The 15,360-nt window shown below is 62.2% G+C and carries 14 protein-coding genes; 10 read left to right on the forward strand and 4 right to left on the reverse strand.

Going from position 1 to position 15,360, the window contains the following annotated elements:
• Positions 1 to 257 precede the first annotated feature (257 nt).
• A complete protein-coding gene (locus BW995_RS10910) occupies positions 258 to 1,007 on the forward strand; it encodes an SDR family oxidoreductase (RefSeq protein WP_076400368.1) in 750 nt (249 codons plus the stop codon).
• 39 nt (positions 1,008 to 1,046) lie between these two features.
• Here the strand turns inward: BW995_RS10910 and BW995_RS10915 are convergent, their stop codons facing one another.
• From BW995_RS10915 to BW995_RS10925, 3 genes are all read right to left on the reverse strand, one after another.
• Complete coding sequence (locus BW995_RS10915; protein WP_245821397.1) at positions 1,047 to 3,521, reverse strand: TonB-dependent receptor; 2,475 nt, start codon at positions 3,519 to 3,521, stop codon at positions 1,047 to 1,049.
• Positions 3,522 to 3,678: 157 nt separating this feature from the next.
• Entirely contained in the window at positions 3,679 to 4,686 is a 1,008-nt protein-coding gene (locus BW995_RS10920; protein WP_076400369.1) for a FecR family protein, read from the reverse strand.
• 12 nt (positions 4,687 to 4,698) lie between these two features.
• The gene (locus tag BW995_RS10925; protein WP_245821399.1) at positions 4,699 to 5,205 is read right to left on the reverse strand and encodes a sigma-70 family RNA polymerase sigma factor; all 507 of its coding nucleotides are present in this window, start codon (positions 5,203 to 5,205) and stop codon (positions 4,699 to 4,701) included.
• Between the two features lie 256 nt (positions 5,206 to 5,461).
• Between BW995_RS10925 and BW995_RS10930 the strand changes: the two genes are divergently transcribed.
• The 4 genes from BW995_RS10930 to BW995_RS10945 all read left to right on the forward strand — a co-directional run bounded on the left by BW995_RS10930 (position 5,462) and on the right by BW995_RS10945 (position 9,048).
• Positions 5,462 to 6,115 (forward strand): glutathione S-transferase family protein, encoded by a 654-nt coding sequence (locus tag BW995_RS10930; protein ID WP_084194756.1) that lies wholly within the window; start codon positions 5,462 to 5,464, stop codon positions 6,113 to 6,115.
• Positions 6,116 to 6,725: 610 nt separating this feature from the next.
• Entirely contained in the window at positions 6,726 to 7,514 is a 789-nt protein-coding gene (locus tag BW995_RS10935) for a DUF4198 domain-containing protein (RefSeq protein ID WP_139332859.1), read from the forward strand.
• Positions 7,515 to 7,853: 339 nt separating this feature from the next.
• On the forward strand, positions 7,854 to 8,450 hold the full coding sequence (gene cbiM, locus BW995_RS10940) for a cobalt transporter CbiM (protein WP_076400372.1): 597 nt from the start codon (positions 7,854 to 7,856) through the stop codon (positions 8,448 to 8,450).
• The gene (locus BW995_RS10945; protein ID WP_076400373.1) at positions 8,443 to 9,048 is read left to right on the forward strand and encodes a carboxypeptidase-like regulatory domain-containing protein; all 606 of its coding nucleotides are present in this window, start codon (positions 8,443 to 8,445) and stop codon (positions 9,046 to 9,048) included. The genes cbiM and BW995_RS10945 overlap by 8 nt, the downstream gene beginning before the upstream one ends.
• 157 nt (positions 9,049 to 9,205) lie before the next feature.
• On the opposite strand, the gene BW995_RS10950 is transcribed toward BW995_RS10945, so the two are convergent.
• The gene (locus BW995_RS10950) at positions 9,206 to 9,544 is read right to left on the reverse strand and encodes an ArsR/SmtB family transcription factor (RefSeq protein WP_380222393.1); all 339 of its coding nucleotides are present in this window, start codon (positions 9,542 to 9,544) and stop codon (positions 9,206 to 9,208) included.
• A gap of 741 nt (positions 9,545 to 10,285) precedes the next feature.
• Between BW995_RS10950 and BW995_RS10955 the strand changes: the two genes are divergently transcribed.
• The 5 genes from BW995_RS10955 to BW995_RS10975 all read left to right on the forward strand — a co-directional run bounded on the left by BW995_RS10955 (position 10,286) and on the right by BW995_RS10975 (position 15,297).
• Positions 10,286 to 11,215 (forward strand): histone deacetylase family protein, encoded by a 930-nt coding sequence (locus BW995_RS10955; RefSeq protein ID WP_076400374.1) that lies wholly within the window; start codon positions 10,286 to 10,288, stop codon positions 11,213 to 11,215.
• A gap of 112 nt (positions 11,216 to 11,327) precedes the next feature.
• The gene (locus tag BW995_RS10960) at positions 11,328 to 11,582 is read left to right on the forward strand and encodes an exodeoxyribonuclease VII small subunit (RefSeq protein ID WP_076400375.1); all 255 of its coding nucleotides are present in this window, start codon (positions 11,328 to 11,330) and stop codon (positions 11,580 to 11,582) included.
• A 60-nt stretch (positions 11,583 to 11,642) separates the two neighbouring features.
• Entirely contained in the window at positions 11,643 to 12,548 is a 906-nt protein-coding gene (locus BW995_RS10965) for a polyprenyl synthetase family protein (RefSeq protein WP_407656313.1), read from the forward strand.
• A 79-nt stretch (positions 12,549 to 12,627) separates the two neighbouring features.
• Entirely contained in the window at positions 12,628 to 14,529 is a 1,902-nt protein-coding gene (gene dxs / locus BW995_RS10970) for a 1-deoxy-D-xylulose-5-phosphate synthase (protein WP_076400377.1), read from the forward strand.
• A complete protein-coding gene (locus BW995_RS10975; RefSeq protein ID WP_076400378.1) occupies positions 14,530 to 15,297 on the forward strand; it encodes a TlyA family RNA methyltransferase in 768 nt (255 codons plus the stop codon).
• Positions 15,298 to 15,360: the final 63 nt, after the last annotated feature.

A 15,360-nucleotide genomic window follows, 5' to 3' on the forward strand; every position in this document is an offset into this window, starting at 1 on the left:
TCAGGACACAGTTTGACAGCCACTGTAGCCGGAAGAACCCCGTTTCTTGCGCTCAAAATAACAGGATTTGAGCGCAAGAAACGGAGTGGCGGGGCGGTTGCGCTGTCCGATGCTGTGGGCAGGTGATCAGAGCATTGTGCGAAAAGTGGGAACCGGTTTTCGCATCAACAATGCGGCAAAGCAGAAACCCGAAGCTGTGAGCCTGAGCCACACTTAAGGCTCACAGCTCCGGGCTGAAACAGAAAGGCGTTGGAACCATGAGACTACTGGAAAACAAGGTTGCGGTTGTGACAGGGGCTTCGTCCGGCATTGGCCGGGCGATTGCGCGGATGTTTGCCGAACAGGGGGCCGCCGTTGTGCTGAATGCCCGCCGACAGGACCGGCTGGAGGTGGTGGCCGACGACATCCGCCGCCACGGGGGCCGCGTCCATCTGGTGATCGGGGATGTCACCGACCCGGCGACTCATCAGCGGATTGTTGCCGGGGCCGTCGAGCAGTTCGGGGGGCTGGATGTGGCGATCAACAACGCCGGAGTGGTCGGGGCGGTCAAACCGCTGGCAGAGATCACGCTGGACGACTGGCAGAACACCCTGTCGGTCAATCTGACCGCCGCCTGGCTGGGAGCGCGCAGCCAGATTCCGGCGATGCTGGCGCGCGGTGGTGGGGCACTGGTGTTCACCTCCAGCTTTGTCGGTACCAGTGTCGGCCTTCCCGGCATGGCCGCCTATGGCACGGCCAAGGCCGGTTTGGCTGGATTGGTGAAGGGCATTACCGCCGATTATGCCGCGCAGGGCATCCGCGCCAACGCCCTGCTGCCGGGAGGCGTCGATACCGAAATGGCCGGTGATCAGGCGCAAAAGGACTGGGCCGCCGGGCTGCACGCCATGAAGCGGATCGCCCGGCCCGAGGAACTGGCCTCGGCCGCCCTGTTCCTCGCCAGTCCGCTGGCCAGCTTTGTGACTGGCGCAGCCCTGTTTGCCGATGGTGGCAATGCGGCGGTGAAGTAGGCACGGGGAGCTACAGGTGTGGGGCAGTACTCCATAGCCTTAAAAATCCACCGCCACCGACAGCTTGGCGGTCAAGGGATTGCCCAGCGTCAGATAACCGCCGTTGGCCGAGGCCCAATAGGACTCGTCAGTCAGGTTTTCGATGTTGGCGCGAAAGGCCACCGGCAGGGAATTGATCTCGGTGGTATAGCGACCGCCGACATCCAGCCGTGACCAGTCGGGGACTTTCAGGGTGTTGGCGGCATCGACATACTGGCTGCCGGTGTGCAGGACGCGGGCGAACAGGGTGACGTTGGGCAGGAACTCCGGGTCCCATTCGGCGCCCAGATTGGCCTGATAATTCGGCACGCCGACGGCATCATTGCCATCATTGATCCCGCCCGCCGTCCCGCTGAGGCGGGTTTGCAGCAGGGTGACACCGCCCAGCAGGCGGACTCCCTCAAGCGGCTCGCCAAAGGCCATCAGCTCGATGCCCCGGTTGCGCTGCTCGCCATCAACCGAATAGACGCGGGTGGTCGGGTCGGTGACGCCGGTCGGCTGGGTGGTCTGGAACACCGCCACCGAGCCGCCGATGCTGCCGTAATCGAGCTTGGCACCGACTTCGTACTGCACCGACTTGTACGGCTCGAACATCTCGCCGGAGTTGGCTGCCGTTGACGGCGCGGTCGGGCCGGGGGCCAGACCTTCGATGCGGTTGGCGTACAGCGACAGGCGGTCGGTCGGCTTGACCACCAGCCCGACCACCGGAGTCATCGCGTCATCGCTGTAGTTCGAGGTGCGCTCGCCGGTGGTGCGGCTATAGCCTTCGACGTGGATCATCTGCTGGCGCAGACCGGCGGTCAGCAGCACGCGGTCATCCAGAAACGCCAGGGTGTCAGAGGCAAACAGGCTGCGCATGTGGCTCTGGCTGACCTTGGGCAGATTGGTCTGGTCGCCACCGACCAGTGTGGTGCGCGGGGTGGCAACGTCAATCGGCGCATAGAGGTTGGCGACCACCGTGCCGGACATTTCATAGGAATTGCGGTTGGTGGTATCGAGCGACGACGCCCCGAGGTCGATCTGGTGCCCGACCGCGCCGGTGGTGGCCTTGGCGCGCAGACCGGCCTGTCCGGTCAGGGTGGTGTCTTCACGCGGGACATCCATCCGGCGCATGGTGCCGACGCCGTTGCTGTTGACGGTCGGCGACGAATAGGAACCATCTTCGCGCATCATGCGACCACCAAAGGCGGCATAGGCCATCAGCGCGTCGGTCAGGTCGTGTTCGATCCGCATCTGGGCGGTGGTATCGGTCATCTCCGAAAAGGTCCAGCCTTGCGCATAGTTGCTGCTGGCATCGGGAGCCTTGGGAACCTGCGAGCCGTTCAGGTAGACCACCGGGCGGCCCTGATCAATGCGGATGTTCTGGCGGTTGAGGTCCAGTGAGACGCGGGTATCTTCGCCCTGCCGGTCCAGCCCCAGTGCGATGATCTGGGTCGAGCGCCGTTCGTCATCAATGGCGGTATTGCCGTCGCGCATCACCAGATTGGCCCGCGCGCCCCATTCCTGCTGATCACCAAAGCGACGACCGACATCCAGATGGGCCCCGACGCGGCTGTCCATGCCATAGGTGGTGGTCAGGCGGGTCAGCGGAGTATTCCCGGCCCGCTTTGGTACCAGATTGACGCCGCCGCCGATCCCCGAGCCGCTGGGCGACACCCCGTTGAGGAAGGCATTGGCACCGCGCAGGACTTCCACTCGTTCGTACAGCTCGGTACCGACGATCTGGCGGGGGGACAGGCCATACAGGCCATCGACGGAAATGTCGTCGGCGTTCAGCGGAAAGCCGCGAATGACGAACTGCTCGGAGAAATTGCCATAGCCATAGCTGGTGCGCACCGCCGGATCATTGGCCAGCACGTCGCTGATGGTTTCCGCCTGCTGGTTGGTCATCAGGTCTTCGGTAAAGCTGGTGACGCTAAAGGCGTTGTCCATCATGTCGCTGTTGCCCAGCGAGCCCAGGCGGCCACCGCGTGCCACCTGCTTGCCGGCATAAGCGACGGGTGGTTCACCGACGGTGCCCATCCCTTGCGCTCCGGCGGCACTGACCACCACCGGCGCCAGTTGCAGGGCTTGCGAGCTTTGATCAGCGGGCAAGGCATAGAGGACGGCGGTCGAGCCATTGACCAGACGATAGCCGACGCCGGTGCTGTCCAGCAGGCGCAGCAACGCCTGTTCCGGCGACAGGCTGCCCGAGACGCCAGAGGAGCGTTTGCCGGTCAGCAAGGCGGCATCGGCGGAAATCTGCATGCCCGCCTGCTGGCCGAACTGCATCACCGCCTGTGCCAGCGGTTGGGCGGGAATGCTGAAGGCGCGGGTGGTGGTGGTGCCGCTGGTGGCGGTTTGGGCCAGCGCCGCCGGGGCGGCCAGCAGCAGGCTGGTGATCAGTGCCCATCCCGAGCAGCGGGCAAACAGGGTCGAGGCGCGAACAGGGCGCGCTGGCCGGGCGGTGGAAGTGGTCAGTCCCCCAAGAGTCACAGGTCTTCTCCGTTGCTTCTGTGCAGAAGAGGGCTGCGCTCTTTTCGGAATGCGACGCAGTTTCACCTCTTGTTGAAGCAACGTCAGCCGAAGGCGGCTTTTCGGAAAAAAATTCACCGGCAGGGTGAATTTTTTACAATGTATTGGTTTTACGGAATTATTTCTTGTCTTCGATCACCGTCAGCCACGGTGCCAAGCCTTTGACCTCGCCGCCGTGGACGCTGACCACCGCCTGCAAAGCCTCTTGCGGCGCATCAAGGGTATAGACGCCGGTCACCCGCTGGGTCGGGGCAAAGTCGGCGTTGACCAGCAGGGTGCCGGGCAGATAGGGCTCCAGTTGGGCGATGACCTCGCGCACCGGACGGTCATTGACCACCAGTTGCCCGTGGGTCCAGGCGGCGACCTGCTCGGGTGGCTGTTGCCGGGTGGCGAAGGCGCGGGGAGATTGCTGGCAATCGGCATCAATCAGACTCCCCGCCGAAGCCTGGAGGGCATCGTCTTGCCGTCCATGGCAGGAAATCTGCACCGTACCGCTGCGCACGCTGACCTGAGCGGCACTGAACGAATCCTGCGCCCGCACGGCAAAGGCCGTTCCGATGGCGGTGACCTGTAACGGACCGCTGGAAACACTTAACGGGCGTTGGGGATTGGGGGTGACCTCGACGAAGGCTTCGCCCCGTTGCAGGGTGATCGTTCGCTGATGGGGCTGATAGTCAACCTGCACGGCGCTGTCGGGGGCCAGATGCAGGCGGCTGCCGTCTTCCAGTGTGACGACGTTTGGCTGATGGCCGCTGTTGAGGTAATCGGCGGTCAGCATTGGCCATGATTGCCAGGTCAGGCTGCCAAAGGCCAGTACGGCAACGCTGGCGGCGACCCGCCAACCCATCCCGCGCCATGCCTGTCGGGTTGGCAGCACATGAATGGTGGCGCTGCGCGGCGGCCATTGGGCCTCGGTCGTGGCAGGCAGGTGGGCCATCAGGCCATAGGTGGCGCAGGTTTCCTGCCATGCCTGTTCATGGGCGGCAGAGCGCGCCCGCCAGGCGGCAATGGTCGCGTGCAGGGCGCTGTTGTCGGGGTCGTCCTCAAGGGCCAGCAGCCAGTGCGCCGCCTCGTGTCCAAGGGCGTCGCCGTCCTGCTGATGGGTGTCCTGTTCCGTTGCGCTCATCGTGGCCTGCGCCTACCCCTGCATCCGACGGCGGCAATGGGCCAGACCATCGGCGATTATCTCGTGAACCAAAGACACCGACACCCCCAGATGATCGGCAATCTCTCGTAGTTTGTAATCGCCAAAGCGCCGCATTTCCAGTGCCAGCCGTGTGCGTTCCGGCAATTCGGCCATCGCCGCCATCAGGCGCTGGATGTCATCGCGGGCCAGCAGGGTGGCTTCGGGGGAGGGTGTGCTGTCGGCGGCAGCCAGCAGCGGGGCATCTCCGGGATGTTCGACCACGCTTTCCTCACGGGTGGTGCGGCGGCGGCAGTCGAGCGCCAGATTGCGCACGATGCGGTACAGATAGCCGACCGGCTCGTCAAGGGGGCGGGCGTCGGCCACCGAACTGAAGCGCAGATAGGCTTCCTGCACCACGTCTTCGGCTGACGAGCGGTCACCGACAATGCTGCTGGCATAGCTTAGCAAGGCGCCGCGATGGGCCATGTAGACCGTCAGGACAGTTCCACTGGTAGTCACGCTGGCAATACCCGACAGGAGTGATACGAAAGTGATAATTATTCGCAAACGAGCGGGTATCTAAACAGACCATGTCCTGTTCGACAAGGGGGTGTTGCAGCAAAAATGCCGACCACAGCCGACAGTCTGTCGCAGAGTCAACACGGGGGCGGAGCCGGGGCGGCAGCCAACGCCCTGAAAAGGCAGCATTCCGCCAACTGGCGCTGATCTTGCTTTGTCCATGGCAGGGACGAACGCCAATGGAGGATTCTGCGCAATGATGACGTTTTATATGGCCCCTGGCTCGTGTTCGACCGGGATTCACATTCTGCTCGAAGAACTGGATGTGCTGTTTCAGGTCCAGATTGTCAACATGCCCGCCGGAGACCACACCAAACCGGCCTTTCTCGCCCTCAACCCCAAAGGCAGCATTCCGGTGCTGGTGCGCGAAGACGGCAGCGTGCTGAGTGAATTCATCGCCATTGCCTGGTGGCTGGCGCTGGCCTATCCGCGCGGGCGGCTGTTGCCCGACGGAGCCGACCGGCAGGCCGAAGTGCTGGAGGTTTTGAGTCACTGTGTCGGCACCATCCACCAACAGGGCTTTACCCGCCTGTTTGTGCCCGAACGCTATCTGATTCGGGACGAGGACCTGCCGGTGATCGAAGGGCAGGGCAAGGCAATCGTGGCGCAGGGGCTGACCCTGATGGGCAAGCGGTTGCAGGGATCGGATGGAGGCTATCTGTTCGGCCAGTTCTGCGTTGCCGATGCGGCGCTGTTTTATCTGGAATTCTGGGCCGACCGCCTGCACTTGCCGATGCCTCCGGCTTGTCGTGATCATTTTGCCCTGATGCTGACCCGCCCCAAGGTGCGGCAGGTGCTGCTGGAGGAAGGCTATCGGCCCGCCGCAGAGAATAGTTCTAAATATCCATGAAATTGGTCTGTGCTGTGACAGGGATCACTGTAGGGGCTGGGGGGCGCTGGCAAGGTGGCCTTGGTTTTGCGGTTGCCCTGTCCGATGGAGAGGCAGGGCCCCGCCAGCAGACCGCAGCCGTAAGCATTTCCGCTCAGTGTGAAAATGCTCCTGGCTGCGCACCCGGCCTGGCCGCCCCCGGCAGGCATCTGGGCGGGCGTCCTGTCATCCCCCCGACAATCCCAGGGACGCCCGCCTCTCCCATCTTCCTGAAAATGCTGCAATGCAGCGCAAGATGTCTCTCCTGCCTTTGCAGGAGACCGGGCATTTTTTGCTTGTCGGGACACGGTTTTTTGGTCAAAACCATCCGATGCCAGTTCGTGCTGGCGGCAAGGATTGTATAAGCGTGTCGCATAATCTTTTTGTGTGGACAGGCGGAAGTCCCGGTTGCGCATCGGGGCGGGGTATCTTTCAGAGCATTGTGCGAAAAGTGGGAACCGGTTTTCGCAACAACAATGCGGCACTACAAAAGGCTGGATCAGGGTGCCTGCGTCATGTTTAACGCACGCTGATCCAGAAAGTCGCATAATTTTTGCCTGTGCAGCGGGCGACAAAAACCATGGGGGACAGGATGAACAAGGCGGTGAAAGCTCTGGTGTTGGCCGGGATGATGGCAGGGGCGCTGGCTCCGCTGTCGGCATCGGCACATTTTCAGGAAATCCTGCCGACGCTGCCGCTGCTGAGCGAGCGCAGCGGGCTGGCCGAGCGCCTGTCGATGGTCTTTACCCATCCGATGGAAGGTGGCCCGGTGATGGAGATGGGGCCGCCGCAGCGGGCAGGGGTGTTCGCCGGAGGCAAGATTACCGACCTGACCTCCACGCTGGTGCGTCAGCCGCAGGATGGCAAAACCGCCTATCAGCTGGATTACACCGTGCCGGGACCGGGCGACTATCAGTTCTTTCTGTCTCCGGCGCCCTATTGGGAACCTGCTGAAGGCAAGATGATCGTCCACCATTCCAAGGTGGTGGTGAATGCGCTGGGTGAAGAACAGGGCTGGGATGACCTGATCGGTCTGCCGGTGGAAATCCAGCCGCTGACCCGTCCCTATGGTCTGTGGACCGGGATGGTGTTTCAGGGGCGGGTGCTGTCACAGGGCAAGCCGGTCCCCCATGCCGAAATCGAAATCGAATACCGGGGGCAGGGGCGGATCACCATCCCGGAAGACCCGTTCGTGACGCAAGTGGTCAAGGCCGATGAGCGCGGCGTGTTCACCATTGCCCTGCCGCGTGCGGGATGGTGGGGGATGGCGGCGCTGGTCGAGGGTGACGCGCCAATGAAAGCCCCGACCGGTGCAATGGTGCCGGTGGAAGTTGGCGGCCTGCTGTGGGTCAACGTGCAGGACATGACTCCGGCCCCGTGAGGGGCGGCAATGCAAACAGTTAGAGCATTGTGCGAAAAGTGGGAACCGGTTTTCGCATAAACAATGCGACAGAACAAAAAGTTAGACCAATGTGCCTGCGTCAGGTCACAGGACACGACAAAAAACAAAAAGATCATGGAGCGCTGCTCCAAACCTCGCTGGGGCCTTAAGGCCCCAGACTCCATTGACTTGATTTTTAAAGAAAAAATGGGGGTTCGGGGCCTCAGGCCCCGGGCAGGTCCGGGCGGCAGCCCGCTCTTGTTTTCAAACTGTCGTGTACTGTGGCGTCAGATTGAACGCACGCTGGTCTGGTCAAGGAAACGGGAAACAGGGGGCGACATGCATCTGGTTGATGGGCTGGTGCCGGTGCCGGTGGTGGTGGGATGTTCGGCGGTGGCCGTGGCTGGCGTGGCGCTGGGGTTGCGGCGGCTGACGCCGGACCGCCTGCCGCAGGCAGCGATGGTCAGCAGCGTATTCTTTGTCGCCTCGCTGATCCATGTGCCGCTGGGGCCATCGAGTGTTCACCTGATCCTTGGCGGTCTGGCCGGGATGGTGCTGGGGACAGCGGCCTTTCCGGCCTTGCTGGTCGCGTTGCTGTTGCAGGCGGTGTTCTTTGGCTTTGGCGGGCTGACCGTTTTGGGAGTCAATGCGGTGATCCTCGCCTTGCCGGCGGTGCTGGTGGGCGAGGTCGCCCGGCGCTGGGTGAGCCGGTCCCCGCTGGCGGTTGGTGCGTTGGCCGGGGGGCTGACGGTGATGCTGTCGGCGCTGGTCTGTGCCGCCATCCTCGCCCTGTCGGGGGAAGGGCTGGCGACGATGGCGCAGGCGCTGGTGCTGGCGCATCTGCCGGTGGCGGTGATCGAAGCGCTGGTGACCGCCGCCGTGGCGGTATTTCTGACCCGGGTTCGTCCCGATGTGATGGCGGTGGCGCATGGATAAGGGATGGCGCTGGTCTGCATTTCTTCTGGTGCTGGTGGCGGTGCTGGCACCGCAATCGGCGTGGGCGCACAAGTTCAAGCTGTTTGCCACCGTGCAGGGGCATGAAGCCGTTGGCTATGGCTATTTCTCTGGCGGCGAGCGGGCGCGGTCGGTGCCGGTGCTGCTGCTGAGTGTACCGGACAACGGTTCTGACGGGCAGGAAGTCGCCCGCACCACCACCAGTGAGAACGGCGAATTCCGTCTGCCACTGGTCCAGCCGGGGCGCTATCGCCTGCAAGCCAGTATTGATGGTCACCGCGCCGAATTCGCGCTGGCCTTTCAGGTCGGGGACGGGGCGGTGCCAGTAACGCCAGCGGCCAGCGGGGCTGCCAGCGGGACGGTTGATGCCCAGGCTTTGGCCGATGTGGTCGAGCGGGTGATGGAACGCCAGATTGCCCCGCTGCGCGAACAGCTTGATGCCTATGAAAATACTGTCCGCCTGCATGATGCCCTTGGTGGCGTTGGCTGGCTGGTCGGGCTGTGCGGGCTGTGGGCGTGGTGGTCATCCCGGCCATCGCGCCGGAAGGATGACGATCAAGACGAGAGCAGCGTGCGTTAAACCAGAGGCAGGCACGCTGATCCAGCTTTTTGTTTTGCCGCATTGTTGTTGCGAAAACCGGTGCCCACTTTTCGCACAATGCTCTAAAAAAATCCCGGGCAAGGTGAGGCACCTGCCCGGGATTTTCTTTTTGTACAACGGATGCGACCGGTGCCGATCAGCAGTTCACCGCCTGCGGAGCGTTGTCCTGCACCTCGGGGGCACAGTACAGGCCATACAGCGTGCTGATCACGGTGTTCGCTTCTTCGCCCTTCAGGCTGTAGAAGATCGTCTGCGCACTGCGGCGGGTCTTGACCAGGCCATCACGGCGCAGGCGGGCCAGGTGCTGGGACAGGGCCGACTGGCTCAGTCCGATCAGACGTTCAAGCTCGCCGACGGATTTTTCCGTTTTTGAAAGCTGGCACAGAATCAGAAGGCGATGCTCGTTGCTCATCGCTTTCAGCAAAGTGCTGGCCCGGCGGGCGTTATCTTGCAAATGTTCGAGGTCCAGGGTCATCTCGCCTGTTTGTCCAGTTTTTCACGATCCAGAGCGGGTGCATTTTTTTGCTGTTCGCCCTCTTGGCCACCGGGCCTCGAACCCTCCTGAAGCTGGTCGATGGTGGGGTGAACGGTTGAGTCTTTATTTAGGGAATGTTTGAAACTATTTCCAGCTAAAATGTTGGAAGACACCTGATAATTTCTATCGGGTCTTTAGGTTGCTATTACTGATGACTGGAATTGTAGTGCATAAATGTAGCAATTTTTGTGATCTGTGTAAATCCATGGGTTAAAGTTAACTTGTGAATACTACAGTTGGTGATTTTTATGGGTATATTATATATAAATGAGTATTTATATTTGAAATATGTGTTGGTATATTCGTGGAAAGCTCACCAGACAGTTGCATTTGCGTGTCATTCTTTTTTGTATGAAAGAAAACGATTTCACCTCACTTTCGCTACAATCCCCAGTGCGCGTTCTCACATTTTTTGGGGAGGGCGGCGGCGCGGCAGGGGGGAGGTCCTGCCCGTCAAAAAGGGTGGTTTTGGTATCGAAGCTTCTTTTGTTGCATTTGAAACGCTTCTTTGTTTCGTATTTCCCCTCAATAATGTATAATTATTTCTCTTTGCCTGCCCGTTTTGGGTGTATCAGTATAGTCTGTTGCAGGATGTGCCGTGGTCGATGCAAGGGGGGGAACGCCTCCGAATCGACTGGTCTGCGGCTGCCGCGAGGGTCATAAAAAAAGGTGTCAGGGGTCATGTCCACGCTGTTGGTGACGCATCACGATTGCATCGAACACGATCCGGGTGAATTCCACCCGGAGCATCCCGACCGCTTGCGGGGGATTCTGCGGCTGCTGGAAGCCGAGGATTTCATGTTGCTGCATCGTGACGAGGCTCCGCACGCCACCCATGCCCAGCTGTTGCGCGTCCATCCGCTGTCGTATATCGAAGACATTCTCGCCAAGGTGCCGCATGACGGCCATCACTCGATTGATGGCGACACCTATATGTCGCCTTATACCGGCGAGGCCGCCCTGCGCTCGGCCGGGGGGGCCTGTGCCGCCGTCGATGCAGTGGCCAGAGGGGAAGTGCGCAACGCCTTTGTCGCCGGGCGTCCGCCGGGGCACCATGCTGAACGGTCGCAGGCGATGGGGTTCTGTTTTTTCAACAACGTGGCGGTGGCCGCCTACCATGCGCGGGAAGTCCATGGGCTTCAGCGGGTGGCGGTGATGGATTTTGATGTGCATCATGGCAACGGCACCCAGCATATTTTCTGGGATGACCCGGATGCAATGTATTGCTCGACCCATCAGGAGGGCACCTTTCCCTATACCGGGCTGCGCGAAGAAACCGGTGCCCACAACAACATCGTCAACTGCCCGTTGCCCGCCGGGGCCAAGGGTGACCTGTTCCGCGAGGCGATGGAAAACGACGTTCTGCCCGCCCTGCGCGCCTTCAAGCCCGACATCCTGTTCATTTCCGCCGGGTTCGATGCCCATGCCCGCGATCCGATGGCCCATTTGCGCTTTAATGTCGCCGATTTCGTGTGGGCCACCGATGAATTGCTGAAGGTGGCCGAGGAGTGCTGTCAGGGGCGGTTGGTGTCGGTGCTGGAGGGTGGTTATGACGTGGTGGCCCTGTCGGCGTCGGTGGCGGCGCATGTTCGTCGTCTGATGGGGATCTGACGGGCATTTGACGTGGATCTGTCGGGGGGCATCTTGTGTGGATGTCCCGCCGGAGCCACCTTGTCAGGGGGAGGGGGTTGCGTTAAGGTCCGCCCTTCTTGCAGGAGGAACCATGGCTGAGACACCCATCGCGCCCGATATCGCCGCCCTGAGCTTTGAAGACGCTCTGCGCGAGCTGGAAACCATCGTGCGCCATCTCGAAGGCGGGCAGGTCCGGCTGGACGATGCCGTCGATGCCTATGCCCGTGGTTCGCAACTCAAGGCCCATTGCGAGCGCCGCCTGGCCGAAGCCAGGGCCAAAATCGAACGCATTACCCTGTCACCCGATGGCCAGGCCCAGGGCGTGCAGCCGCTGGACGTGGCCTGAGGCGGCCCCTCTCACGGTCCTTTCCATGATTTTCAGCAGAAAAGGTGAGACATGCCAGGGATGAGCGAAGCCTTGAAAGCCGCCTTGACGGACAAGTCCGCCGGTGTCGCTGAAATGTTGCAGCATCTGTTGCCCGAGGTCGCTGAAACCGAAAGCCGCCTGTTCGATGCCATGCGCTATTCGACGATGAATGGCGGCAAGCGTCTGCGGCCGTTTCTGGTGCTGACCACCGCTGAAATGTTTCACGTTGCCCCGTCCAGCGCCCTGCGGGCGGCGGCGGCGGTCGAGATGATCCATTGCTATTCGCTGGTCCATGACGACCTGCCGGCGATGGACAACGACGACCTGCGGCGGGGCAAGCCGACCTGCCACAAGCAGTTTGACGAGGCGACCGCCATTCTGGCCGGTGACGGCCTGTTGACCCGCGCCTTTGAAGTGCTGGCCCACCCGGCCACCCACAGCGACCCGGCGGTGCGCAGTCAACTGGTGCTCGATCTGGCGCAGGCCGCCGGTCCGCATGGCATGGTTGGCGGGCAGATGGTGGACATGCTGGCTGAACGGGACGAGGCGGTGCGCGCCGGTCTGGATGTGGCGGCGATCACCCGCATGCACCAGATGAAGACCGGTCGGATGATCGCCTTTTCCTGCATGGCCGGGGCCACGCTGGGCAAGGCTCCGGCGCAGCTTCGGCAGGCGTTGCAGGCCTATGCCCATGATCTCGGGCTGTGCTTCCAGATTGTTGACGACCTGTTGGACGTCGAAGGCTCTGCCGACGAGATGGGCAAGACCATCGGCAAGGATCAGGCGGCGGGCAAGATCACCTTTGTCTCGCTGCTGGGGCTGGAGAGGGCGCGGGATCAGGCGCGCCTGCTGGCCGATCAGGCCGTCCAGCACCTGAAGCCGTTTGATGCCGAAGCCGACCTGCTGCGCGATGTTGCTGCCTATGTGTTGGACCGCCGGAGCTGATCCGGTGGCGCTGTGACCGGTTGCTGTCGTTCGGTCAGGGACGGCAGGACCCATTTTTCTCGCTCGGAGTACTGTTACCGTGTCCGCTAGACCCGTTACCCCTTTGCTCGATGGCATCTCTTCGCCAAAGGATCTCAAGTCGCTGAGACTGGAGGAACTGGTCCGGCTGGCCGACGAGGTGCGCGCCGAGATGATTGATGCCGTCTCGACCACCGGCGGCCATCTGGGGGCCGGGCTGGGGGTGGTCGAACTGACTGTCGCCCTGCATGCGGTGTTTGATACCCCCGATGACCGCCTGATCTGGGACGTGGGCCATCAGTGCTATCCGCACAAAATCCTGACCGGTCGCCGCGACCGCATCCGCACCCTGCGGCAGGGCGGCGGGCTGTCGGGCTTTACCAACCGCAGCGAAAGCCCCTATGACCCGTTCGGGGCCGGGCATTCCTCGACCTCGATTTCTGCCGGGCTGGGGATGGCGGTCGGGCGTGATCTGGCCGGGCGCAAGAACAATGTCATTGCGGTGATCGGCGATGGCGCGATGAGCGCCGGGATGGCCTATGAGGCGATGAACAACGCTGGCGCCGCCGACAGCCGCCTGATCGTGATCCTGAACGACAACGACATGTCGATTGCCCCACCGGTGGGGGCGATGAGTTCCTATCTGTCGCGCCTGTTGTCGTCGAAAAGCTATGTCTCGTTCCGCCATATCGCCAAGGACATTGCCTCGCAGTTGCCCGCGCCGTTCACCCGTGCGGCCAAGCGGGCGGAGGAATATGCCCGTGGGCTGATGACCGGCGGCACCCTGTTCGAGGAAATGGGCTTTTACTATGTCGGCCCGATTGATGGCCACCGGCTGGAGCATCTGGTGCCGGTGCTGAAAAACGTCCGCGACATGGGCAATGGCCCGGTGCTGATTCATGTGGTGACGCAAAAGGGCAAGGGCTATCCGCCTGCCGAAGCCGCCGCCGACAAGTATCACGGGGTCAGCAAGTTCAACGTGGTGACCGGTGCCCAGCACAAGGGCACGCCGAACGCCCCCAGCTATACTTCGGTGTTTGCCAGGGCGTTGATGGCCGAAGCCGAAAAGGATGACCGCATCGTGGCCCTGTCGGCGGCGATGCCGGGGGGCACCGGGCTTGACAAGTTCGGTGAAAAATTCCCCGAACGGACCTTTGATGTCGGCATTGCCGAACAGCATGCGGTGACCTTTGCTGCCGGTCTGGCTTGTGAGGGTTACAAGCCGTTCTGCGCCATCTATTCGACCTTCCTGCAACGCGGCTATGATCAGGTGGTCCATGACGTGGTGCTGCAAAACCTGCCGGTGCGCTTTGCCATTGACCGCGCCGGGCTGGTCGGGGCCGACGGGGCGACCCACCACGGCACCTTTGACCTCGCCTATCTGAGCTGCCTGCCCAATCTGGTGATCATGGCCCCATCGGATGAAGCCGAGTTGATGCACGCGGTGGCGACCGCCGCCGCCCACGACAGCGGCCCGATTGCCATCCGCTATCCGCGTGGCGAAGGCGTCGGCGTCACCCTGCCCGATGCCGGTGAGGTTCTGCCGATCGGCAAGGGCGTGGTGCTGCGCGACGGTCAGCGGGTGGCGCTGGTCGGGCTGGGCACGATGGTGCAGACCTGCCTGCAGGCCGCCGAAGAGCTGGAAACCCGCTATGGCCTGAGCGCGACGGTGGTTGATGCCCGCTTTGCCAAGCCGCTGGATACCGCGTTGTTCGACCGGCTGGCGACCTCGCACGAGGCTCTGATCACCATCGAGGAAGGCTCAAGCGGTGGTTTCGGGGCGCTGGTGATGGGCTGGCTGAGCGAAGCCGGTCATCTGGATGGCGGCTTAAAGGTGCGTACGATGACCCTGCCGGATCATTTCATCGAACACGACACCCCGGCCAACCAGTTGGCCGAAGGCGGCCTGACTGCCGCCCATATGGTGGAAAAGGTGGTGCGCCTGTTGGGGCTGGGGCAATAAATGGCCAGCGGACCAAAGGACAGCGCGCCGCGCAAGGAACGGCTGGACCAGATTCTGGTCGATCGCGGACTGGCTGAAAGCAAGACGCGGGCGCAGGCGCTGATCATGGCCGGTCTGGTGCTGGTTGCCGAGCAGAAGATCGACAAGCCGGGCACCAAGGTCAGCACCGACAAGCCGGTGACGCTGAAGGGGCAGGATCACCCGTGGGTGTCGCGCGGCGGGCTGAAGCTGGTCAAGGGGCTGGACCATTTTGCCGTCGATCCGACCGGCTGGACCTGTCTGGACGTTGGCGCTTCGACCGGTGGCTTTACCGATGTGCTGCTGACCCGTGGCGCGGCCAGTGTCTACGCCGTTGATGTCGGCTATGGTCAGTTGGCGCACAAGCTGCGGGTTGATCCCCGGGTGGTGGTGCTGGAACGGACCAATGCCCGCCATCTCGATGCCACGACCATTCCCCAGCCGATTGATCTGGTGGTCTGTGATGCCAGCTTTATCGGCCTGCGCACGGTGCTGGAACGCCCGCTGGAGCTGGTCAGGTCCGGCGGCGGGCTGATTGCGCTGATCAAGCCACAGTTCGAGGTCGGCAAGGAGCGGGTCGGCAAGGGCGGCGTGGTGCGTGATCCCGAACTGCACGCCGAGGTCTGTCAGACCATCAGCGACTGGCTGGCCTCGCTGCCCGGCTGGTCGGTCGAAGGACTGACCGAAAGCCCGATCAAGGGACCGGAAGGCAACATCGAGTTCCTGATTTACGGCCGCAAGCAAGGCTGACACTAGAGCATTGTGCGAAAAGTGGGAACCGGTTTTCGCAACAACAATGCGGCAAAACAAAAA

Source organism: Insolitispirillum peregrinum, from assembly GCF_900156605.1.
Classification (GTDB): Bacteria; Pseudomonadota; Alphaproteobacteria; order Rhodospirillales; family Rhodospirillaceae; genus Insolitispirillum; species Insolitispirillum peregrinum.

Excerpts from the sequence above, each read along its gene's own strand:
- BW995_RS10910 (WP_076400368.1), top strand. The coding sequence starts at position 258 with ATGAGACTACTGGAAAACAAGGTTGCGGTTGTGACAGGGGCTTCGTCC.
- BW995_RS10920 (WP_076400369.1), bottom strand. The coding sequence starts at position 4,686 with ATGAGCGCAACGGAACAGGACACCCATCAGCAGGACGGCGACGCCCTT.
- BW995_RS10930 (WP_084194756.1), top strand. The coding sequence starts at position 5,462 with ATGATGACGTTTTATATGGCCCCTGGCTCGTGTTCGACCGGGATTCAC.
- BW995_RS10935 (WP_139332859.1), top strand. The coding sequence starts at position 6,726 with ATGAACAAGGCGGTGAAAGCTCTGGTGTTGGCCGGGATGATGGCAGGG.
- cbiM (WP_076400372.1), top strand. The coding sequence starts at position 7,854 with ATGCATCTGGTTGATGGGCTGGTGCCGGTGCCGGTGGTGGTGGGATGT.
- BW995_RS10945 (WP_076400373.1), top strand. The coding sequence starts at position 8,443 with ATGGATAAGGGATGGCGCTGGTCTGCATTTCTTCTGGTGCTGGTGGCG.
- BW995_RS10950 (WP_380222393.1), bottom strand. The coding sequence starts at position 9,544 with ATGACCCTGGACCTCGAACATTTGCAAGATAACGCCCGCCGGGCCAGC.
- BW995_RS10955 (WP_076400374.1), top strand. The coding sequence starts at position 10,286 with ATGTCCACGCTGTTGGTGACGCATCACGATTGCATCGAACACGATCCG.
- BW995_RS10960 (WP_076400375.1), top strand. The coding sequence starts at position 11,328 with ATGGCTGAGACACCCATCGCGCCCGATATCGCCGCCCTGAGCTTTGAA.
- BW995_RS10965 (WP_407656313.1), top strand. The coding sequence starts at position 11,643 with ATGAGCGAAGCCTTGAAAGCCGCCTTGACGGACAAGTCCGCCGGTGTC.
- BW995_RS10975 (WP_076400378.1), top strand. The coding sequence starts at position 14,530 with ATGGCCAGCGGACCAAAGGACAGCGCGCCGCGCAAGGAACGGCTGGAC.